This window comes from Marinobacter sp., from assembly GCF_033722195.1.
In the GTDB taxonomy this organism is placed as follows: domain Bacteria; phylum Pseudomonadota; class Gammaproteobacteria; order Pseudomonadales; family Oleiphilaceae; genus Marinobacter.
In genome coordinates this window covers 25,761-33,084 of sequence record NZ_JAWVZL010000032.1, presented here as the reverse complement: position 1 = coordinate 33,084, position 7,324 = coordinate 25,761, and the positions used below count along the sequence as shown (strand labels likewise).

General features: G+C 63.6%; 9 protein-coding genes. 6 read left to right on the top strand and 3 right to left on the bottom strand.

Annotation, left to right across the window (positions count from 1 at the left end; all coding sequences use genetic code 11):
* Positions 1–39 precede the first annotated feature (39 nt).
* Positions 40–813: an SDR family oxidoreductase gene (locus R3280_RS08245; RefSeq protein WP_318998117.1), complete on the top strand. Its 774-nt coding sequence runs from the start codon at positions 40–42 to the stop codon at positions 811–813.
* A 154-nt stretch (positions 814–967) separates the two neighbouring features.
* The gene (locus tag R3280_RS08240) at positions 968–1,777 is read left to right on the top strand and encodes a transporter substrate-binding domain-containing protein (RefSeq protein ID WP_318998116.1); all 810 of its coding nucleotides are present in this window, start codon (positions 968–970) and stop codon (positions 1,775–1,777) included.
* Positions 1,778–1,783: 6 nt separating this feature from the next.
* Here the strand turns inward: R3280_RS08240 and R3280_RS08235 are convergent, their stop codons facing one another.
* Entirely contained in the window at positions 1,784–3,367 is a 1,584-nt protein-coding gene (locus R3280_RS08235; RefSeq protein ID WP_318998115.1) for an NAD(P)/FAD-dependent oxidoreductase, read from the bottom strand.
* 194 nt (positions 3,368–3,561) lie between these two features.
* Between R3280_RS08235 and R3280_RS08230 the strand changes: the two genes are divergently transcribed.
* Positions 3,562–4,197, top strand: coding sequence for a TetR family transcriptional regulator (locus tag R3280_RS08230; protein ID WP_318998114.1), 636 nt, complete (start codon positions 3,562–3,564; stop codon positions 4,195–4,197).
* Positions 4,198–4,221: 24 nt separating this feature from the next.
* On the opposite strand, the gene bamE is transcribed toward R3280_RS08230, so the two are convergent.
* Entirely contained in the window at positions 4,222–4,533 is a 312-nt protein-coding gene (bamE, locus tag R3280_RS08225; protein ID WP_318998113.1) for an outer membrane protein assembly factor BamE, read from the bottom strand.
* 89 nt (positions 4,534–4,622) lie between these two features.
* A complete protein-coding gene (locus tag R3280_RS08220; RefSeq protein ID WP_318998112.1) occupies positions 4,623–5,735 on the bottom strand; it encodes an NADH:flavin oxidoreductase in 1,113 nt (370 codons plus the stop codon).
* A 132-nt stretch (positions 5,736–5,867) separates the two neighbouring features.
* Between R3280_RS08220 and R3280_RS08215 the strand changes: the two genes are divergently transcribed.
* The 3 genes from R3280_RS08215 to R3280_RS08205 all read left to right on the top strand — a co-directional run bounded on the left by R3280_RS08215 (position 5,868) and on the right by R3280_RS08205 (position 7,324).
* On the top strand, positions 5,868–6,344 hold the full coding sequence (locus R3280_RS08215) for a helix-turn-helix domain-containing protein (protein WP_318998111.1): 477 nt from the start codon (positions 5,868–5,870) through the stop codon (positions 6,342–6,344).
* Between the two features lie 58 nt (positions 6,345–6,402).
* Entirely contained in the window at positions 6,403–6,846 is a 444-nt protein-coding gene (locus tag R3280_RS08210) for a YHS domain-containing (seleno)protein (protein WP_318998110.1), read from the top strand.
* Positions 6,847–7,003: 157 nt separating this feature from the next.
* On the top strand, positions 7,004–7,324 hold the full coding sequence (locus R3280_RS08205) for a hypothetical protein (RefSeq protein WP_318998109.1): 321 nt from the start codon (positions 7,004–7,006) through the stop codon (positions 7,322–7,324).

Genomic DNA, 7,324 nt, shown 5'->3' with positions numbered 1-7,324 from the left:
CAGCTGCTGACCGGCGCCGCCTGAACCAAGGAGCCTGACATGAGTGTGAAGCAACTGTTCGATCTGACCGGCAAGGTGGCACTGATCACCGGCGGTTCCCGCGGCCTGGGCCTGCAGATGGCCGAAGCCCTGGGGGAGATGGGGGCGAAGGTGGCCATCACCGCCCGCAAGCAGCACGAACTGGACGAGGCCGAGAAGCACCTAAAGGACCTGGGCATCGAGGTGATGACCCTGTCAGCGGACCTGTCCGACCTGCAGGGCATTCCGGCGGTGGTGGACCGGATCGTCGCCGGCCTTGGCGACATCGACATCCTGGTCAACAACGCCGGCGCCACCTGGGGCGCCCCGGCGGAAGACTATCCGCCGGAGGGCTGGATGAAGGTGATGAACCTCAACGTCAACGCGGTCTTCGTCCTGACCCAGACCGTGGCCAAGCGCTGCATGATTCCCCGCAAGGCCGGCAAGGTCATCAACATCGCTTCCATTGCCGGCCTGTCCGGCAACCCCGAGGCCATGAAGACCATTGCCTACAACACCAGCAAGGGCGCGGTGGTGAACTTCACCCGGGCGCTGGCGTCGGAGTGGGGCCACCACAACATCAACGTCAATGCCCTTTGCCCCGGCTTCTTCCCGTCCAAGATGTCCCAGGGCCTGCTGGACGCCCAGGGCGACACCATGCTGGATCGCATTCCGCTGAACCGCTTCGGCGGCGAGGAGGACCTCAAGGGTGCGGCGGTGCTGATGGCTTCCGAAGCCGGCCGTCACATCACCGGCCAGTGCCTGGCGGTGGATGGCGGTACCCTTGTCAGTTGAGGTGGCGGGGGTTTTGGCCCCCAAGGCCTGATCCGTAACCCGCCGGCCACTGACAAAGCCGGCCGGCGGGCGCATAATGGCTGCACCGAAGATCGATTGCCGATCCCCCGGCAGACCTTCTGTCACGCTGTCGGATCGGGACAGACTGTGAGCCATGGCCCTGATTCAGTACCTGCATGACCGCCGCTTGCGTGCCACCCTGCTCGGGCTGCTGGCCTGGTTGCTGGTGTCTCAGGCCCAGGCCAACACCTACACGGTGGTGGTCCAGAACATCAACTATTTCCCCATCTACAGCGCCAATGTGGATACCGGCCACTACACCGGTTATGTCCGGGACCTTCTGGACGCCTTCGCCCGCTCCGAGGGCATTGAGTTCAAATACCGGCTGCGGCCCATTCGCCGCATGATGCTGGAATACCTCGAGGGCGACTACGATTTCGCAGTGCCGGACAACCCCAACTGGAATCTGCCCCTGAAGCTGGGCCGGACGATCCACTACTCGGATCCGCTGCTGGAGTTCACCGACGCGGTCTTCGTCCGCGCCGAAGACCGCGACATGACGCCCAGCGAGATGAGGAGCTACGGCACCATCGCCGGCTTCACTCCCTGGAAGTTCCGCGAACCCATCGCCCGGGGCGAGCTCAAGCTGGAAACCGCCCCCAACCCAACCAGCCTGATCCAGATGCTGCTCAGCGGCCGGGTGGACACCATCAATCTGGCCATGCCGGTGGCACGCTATCATTTCCAGACCCTGAACATCGGCGACCAGCTGGTGCCGGCGCCGCAGCTGCTGCCCATCGAAGTCAGCCGGTACTACCTCTCCAGCCTGCGCTATCCCGACGTGATCCAACGCCTCAATGCCTTCCTGGCGAGGGAGTCCAGGCTGGTGGCCGACCTCCAGGCCCGCTACCTGCTGAGCCCGGCGCCGGTCACCACCACGCCGACGGAACCGGCTGGGCCCTGAACCGCCTCAGGCGGTTACACCCGCCGGCGCCTGCAGCGGCTGGCGCCCGGGCTGGCAGATGAACTGCTCGGCGTCAAAGCTGCGGGTCTGCTGGCGGAACTGCCAGGTGAAGCCCGGCCACAGCGTGGTATTGCGGCCATTCTCGTTGATGTACCAGCTCTTGCAGCCGCCGGTCTGCCACACCGAATTCCCCAGCTTGGCGTGCACCGAGGTGTTGTAACGGCTCTGGGCGTCGGCCTTCACCTCCACGCTCTGCCAGCCTTCCCGGTCCATCTTTTTGACGGCGTCCAGCACATACTGGATCTGGGATTCGATCATGTAGACCATGGAGCTGTGGCCCAGGCCGGTATTGGGCCCCATCAGCATGAAGAAGTTGGGGAAACCGGCCACGGCGGTGCCCTTGTAGGCCTCGGCGCCGTCCTTCCAGGCGTCCAGCAGGTCCTGGCCGCCACGGCCGAACACCACGCCCCGGGGAATCGGATCCTGGGCCTTGAAGCCGGTGCCGAAGATGATGCAGTCCACCTCCCGCTCGGTGCCGTTGCTGTCCACGATCACGTTGCCGCGAACCTCACGGATGCCGTCGGTGAGTACGTCGACGTTGTCCTGGGCCAGGGCCGGGTAATAGTTGTTGGAGATCAGCACCCGCTTGCAGCCGAAATGGAAATCCGGCGTCACCTTGCGGCGCAGTTCCGGGTCGGCGATCTGGCTGCGGATATGGCGGCGGGCCTGGAGTTCACCCAGCTTGAGTACCCTCGGGTTGATGACAAAACCCAGCACCCGGGCCTCCAGCATCCAGTAGATGCTGTTGCGCAGGGCGTTGAGGGTCTGCGGCACCCGGCGGAACAGGGCCCGCTCCACCGGCGTGATGGCCCGGTCCGGCTTGGGCATGATCCAGGGTGGGGTGCGCTGGTAGAGGTCGAGCCGGCCGGCCACCTTGGCCACTTCCGGCACGAACTGGATGGCGCTGGCACCGGTGCCGATCACCGCTACCCGCTTGCCCTTCAGATCGTACTCGTGGTCCCAGTCCTGGGAATGGAAGCGTTTGCCGGTGAAACTGTCCAGGCCCTTGATGTTGGGGTAGGCCGGTGTGCTCAGGCCACCCATGCCGGACACCAGAATCGGCGTCTTCAGGGTGTCGAAGGCGGGCAGCTCGGGATCCTTGCGGTCCAGCTCATCACCGGGGTTCAGGCCCCGGGCTTTCATGTAGGCCCAGAGGCTCGGGCTGTCGACGGTTTCCAGGGTCCAGGTCTGGCTGGCCTCGTTGTAGCGGGCGCCGGCGACGTGGGTGTTCAGGCGGATGTGCTTCATCAGGCCGTACTTTTCGGCGCAGTGCTTGAGGTAGGCCTTGATCTCCTTCTGCTGGGCAAACATCCGCGACCAGTTGGGGTTCTGCTCGAAGGAGAACGAATAGAGCGCCGACTGCACGTCGCAGGCGCAGCCCGGATAGTGGTTCTCGTGCCAGGTGCCGCCGATGTCGTCGCTCTGCTCCAGGATCACGAAGTCGCTGTAGCCGGCCTCCTTGAGCTTGATGGCCATGCCCAGGCCGGAGAAACCGGTGCCGATGATGGCGAGGGGTGTGGTCTTGTTCATTGCTACCTCGTTGTTCGCAGCGCGTATTCTGCGTGAATACGGGTGATTGTCGGATGCGCCATTGGTCCAGCGTGGCGGCGGGGGGACCGGCGCCACCTGGCGGTAGACAAATGTATACACCCCAGGTAGACGACTGTATACTTCAGTTGTTCAAATAATGGCCTTTTGGCCCACCCTGACAACAAGGCGTCCCGATGAGCGTGCTGACCGGCGGCAAACTGAAACTGGTGCAGGCGGCCCTGCGGCTGATCACCCAGAGCCGCAGCCTGACCTCCCTGGGTCTGCGGGAGCTGGCGCGGGAAGCGGGACTGAATCCCAATACCTTCTATCGCCATTTCCGCAACCTCGACGAGTTCGGGCTGTTCGTGCTGGGCTACATTGCCGAGGATATGAAAAAAGGCGTGCGGGAATTGCGCCGGATGGCGGAAAGCTCGGACCAGGCCGCCCATGAGACGGTGGCTTTCGTGTACGGCTACTTCCTGGCCAATCCGGCCGCCACCACGGTGGCGGTGCGGGAACTGCACGGCCCCTCGCCCCTGCTGCGGCGGGCTCTGGAAGGCCAGCTGACCGCCAGCGCGCGGGAAATGGCGGAAGACATCATCGAGCGGGGCCTGGTGCCGGGGCTGGATTCAGCCACCATCCACGAGATCTCCGGCATGACCATCCGCTACATCCTGTTCCGGGCCATGGACTACATCGAGAAACCCCAGCAGCGGCAGCAGATCCAGCAGGAGACCGAGCGCTTCATCAACTGGCAGTTCCGGGGTGCGCTGGTGGACAGCCTGAGCCCGGAGCAGATCCAGGCACTGGCAAGCCGGAGCCCCGCCTGAGGGGGCGGCGCTCCGGAAAGAGGGCTATTCAGTGGTGTTGTAGACGTAGGAGGCGACGGTGCCATCTTCGTTGAAACGCACCACCAGGTCGGTGGTCTCGGCGTCGCCGAAGGCGGACCAGCGGTACTTGCCGTAGGTCCAGGTGCGCTTGCCGTCCTCCACGCCGGTGCGCCAGGGCTCACCGAACATGGACTCGATCTCGGCGCGGGTGGTCTCACCGATCTCGATCTCCTCCACCTTGTGGGTGGCAAAATCCCGGCCCACGGTGGCACAACCGGCGGCCACCATCATCACGGCCGCCAGGCCAAGCACTGCAAAACGCTGAAACAGTTTCATCACTCCCTCCCGGGTTGGTTGGACATGGCGCCCATCATACGTGCTTGGGCGCCGTGCCATCATTACCGGAAGGAAAGCCCGGGCCGAACTCAGTACAACTTCGTCAGCGACTTCTTCGCAAACGGCTCGATGTCCCCGGCGCGGCCTTCCCTCAGCTTGATCAGCCATTCGGGGTCCTGCAGCAGGGCACGGCCCACCGCCACCAGGTCGAACTCACCGTTGTTCATGCGCTCCACCAGCTCATCGATACCGGCCTGCTGCACCGCTTCCTGCTTGCTGGCGAAGGTGCCGCTGATGAAGTCCTCGGTCAGGCCGACGCTGCCCACGGACATGGTGGGCTTGCCGGACAGCTTCTGGGTCCAGCCCGCCAGGTTGAGGTTGGAGCCCTCGAATTCCGGCTCCCAGAACCGCCGGGTGGAGGCGTGGAAAATGTCCACACCGGCTTCCACCAGCGGCTTGAGGAACTGCTCAAGCTCCTCCGGCGTGCTGGCCAGGCGGGCGTTGTAGTCCTGCATCTTCCACTGGGAGAAACGCAGCATGATGGGGAAGTCCGGACCGACACGGTGCCGGACCGCCTCGATCAGCTCGATGGCAAAGCGCTGCCGGTTGGCCATCGAACCGCCATACTCGTCGTCACGCTGGTTGGTGCCCTCCCAGAAGAACTGGTCGATCAGGTAGCCGTGGGCACCGTGGATCTCGACACCATCGAAACCCAGCGCCTTGGCGTCCTGGGCGGCGTCGGCAAAGGCGGTGATGACGTCGTGGATATCCTCCTTCGACATGGCCTTGCCGTTGGGCTTGCCCGGACCATAGAGGCCGGAAGGGCTGTAGCCCGGCACGTTCGGATCCGGCTCCATGCCAGCCTTGCGAACCGCGCCCACGTGCCACAGTTGCGGGAAGATGGCGCCGCCGGCCTCGTGCACTGCGTCCACGACCTTCTTCCAGCCCGCCAGGGCATCGACGCCATGGAACGCCGGCACATTCTCGTAGCCGTTGGCGGCCGGATGGTTGACGGTGGTGCCCTCTGTGATCAGCAGGCCAACCCCGCCCTCGGCACGGCGGCGGTAATACTCCACCACGTTGTCGCCGGGTACGTTACCCGGTGAGAAGTTGCGGGTCATGGGCGCCATGGCCACCCGGTTGCGCAGCTTCAGGGAATCCAGTTCAAAGGGTTCAAACAGAGGACCAAGATTCAGGGACATCATAACCTCCAGAGCGGCCATCACCGATGGCGTGATCCGGTAACTGTGTCGTTACCTATTTAATTTGGTTTCGTAAAGCAACCCTATTCAGTCTGGTTTTAAAATGCAACCCTATTCGGTAGACTCCCCTCTATGGCCAGAAAACGTTTCGATGATTCCAACTGCTCCGTCGCCCGGGCCCTCAATGAAGTGGGGGACTGGTGGTCGCTGCTGATCGTGCTGCAGGCCATGTACGGCACCCGCCGCTTTGTCGACTTCCAGCAGGAGCTGGGCATCGCCCGCAATATCCTCTGCGACCGCCTGGCCCGGTTGGTAGACAACGAGGTGCTGCAGAAGGTGGAAGTGGGTGAGCACGGCTCCCGCCAGGAATACCGTCTCACCGACAAGGGCCGGGACCTGTTCCCGGTGGTGATCGCCCTGCGCCAGTGGGGCGACAAGTGGAACCCGGCACCCGAGGGCGCACCGCTGAACCTGCGGGACCGGGCCACCGGCCGGGCGATCCGGCCCATGCAGGTTCAGGATGCCGACGGCCAGCCGCTGACGGTGCGGGACGTCTACCTGCCGGAGAGCGAGACCGGGTCGGACACCGAAGACAAAAAGGCGGTGTAACAAAACGCCAACTGTGTTGTCTGATCCCATGTCGCCTTCACCTGAAAGGAAACATGCCATGACCAGACTCCTTGCCCTGCTCGCCACCGCCCTGCTGCTAACCTCCGGCGCCCTGGCCGCCGAATCCCCGGTCTACACCGGCCTGCTCAGCAACACCGGGGCCGGCGGCTACGACACCGTCAGCTATTTCGAAACCGGCCAGCCCGTCAAAGGCTCCAGCGAATACACCACCGAATACCAGGGTGCCACCTGGCGCTTCGCCAGTGCCGACAACCTGGCCCGCTTCCAGGCCGACCCCGAACGCTACGCCCCCGCCTACGGCGGCTACTGCGCCTGGGCCGTCAGCCAGGGCTACCTCGCCAAGGGCGACCCCCAACACTGGGCCATCCGCGGCGGCCGTCTCTACCTGAACTACAACCAGTCGGTCCAGCAGAAGTGGCTGGAAGACCCGGAGGCGCACATTCGTGAGGCGGATGACAACTGGCCGGCGGTTCTGGAGTAAGACCCCCACACAATGACAACAGAGACGGCTCGACGCCGCCATGTTTGGCCGCCTACCAGTGCCGGCCTTGGCGGCCCTTATAGTTGCCTGCATCGGCCAATCCTTGTAATTTCAACGTCTCTGCCCAGGACGGGCCAAGATTACAGGGAAAGATCCGATGCAATCCGAGCAACGCGAGCATATCTCCGCAGTCATCAACTATTTCTGGGGCGAAGGGACAACCTCTCCCGGATCAGTCAACCAGGGTATGGCAGCCATTGCTTATGAGGCGCTTGAAGAAGCGCAAAGCTGTTCTGCTGCAATGGATTTTGTACCGCGTCCGCTCTCCGGCCGCCCTGATGCGAAGTACATCGTCAAGCAAGTTGCCAGAATCGGAAAAAGCATCTCCGCCGGCGATGCCCAAGTCTACGAGACCTGTCGCCAGCGCGTCGCGCTTACCTACCGAAGCAAGATAGAAATGGCAAAACAGGGATTGTGA

Coding starts and splice junctions, on each gene's coding strand:
- R3280_RS08230 (WP_318998114.1), top strand. CDS start 3,562: ATGAGCGTGCTGACCGGCGGCAAACTGAAACTGGTGCAGGCGGCCCTG.
- R3280_RS08205 (WP_318998109.1), top strand. CDS start 7,004: ATGCAATCCGAGCAACGCGAGCATATCTCCGCAGTCATCAACTATTTC.
- R3280_RS08215 (WP_318998111.1), top strand. CDS start 5,868: ATGGCCAGAAAACGTTTCGATGATTCCAACTGCTCCGTCGCCCGGGCC.
- R3280_RS08210 (WP_318998110.1), top strand. CDS start 6,403: ATGACCAGACTCCTTGCCCTGCTCGCCACCGCCCTGCTGCTAACCTCC.
- R3280_RS08240 (WP_318998116.1), top strand. CDS start 968: ATGGCCCTGATTCAGTACCTGCATGACCGCCGCTTGCGTGCCACCCTG.
- R3280_RS08245 (WP_318998117.1), top strand. CDS start 40: ATGAGTGTGAAGCAACTGTTCGATCTGACCGGCAAGGTGGCACTGATC.
- bamE (WP_318998113.1), bottom strand. CDS start 4,533: ATGAAACTGTTTCAGCGTTTTGCAGTGCTTGGCCTGGCGGCCGTGATG.
- R3280_RS08235 (WP_318998115.1), bottom strand. CDS start 3,367: ATGAACAAGACCACACCCCTCGCCATCATCGGCACCGGTTTCTCCGGC.
- R3280_RS08220 (WP_318998112.1), bottom strand. CDS start 5,735: ATGTCCCTGAATCTTGGTCCTCTGTTTGAACCCTTTGAACTGGATTCC.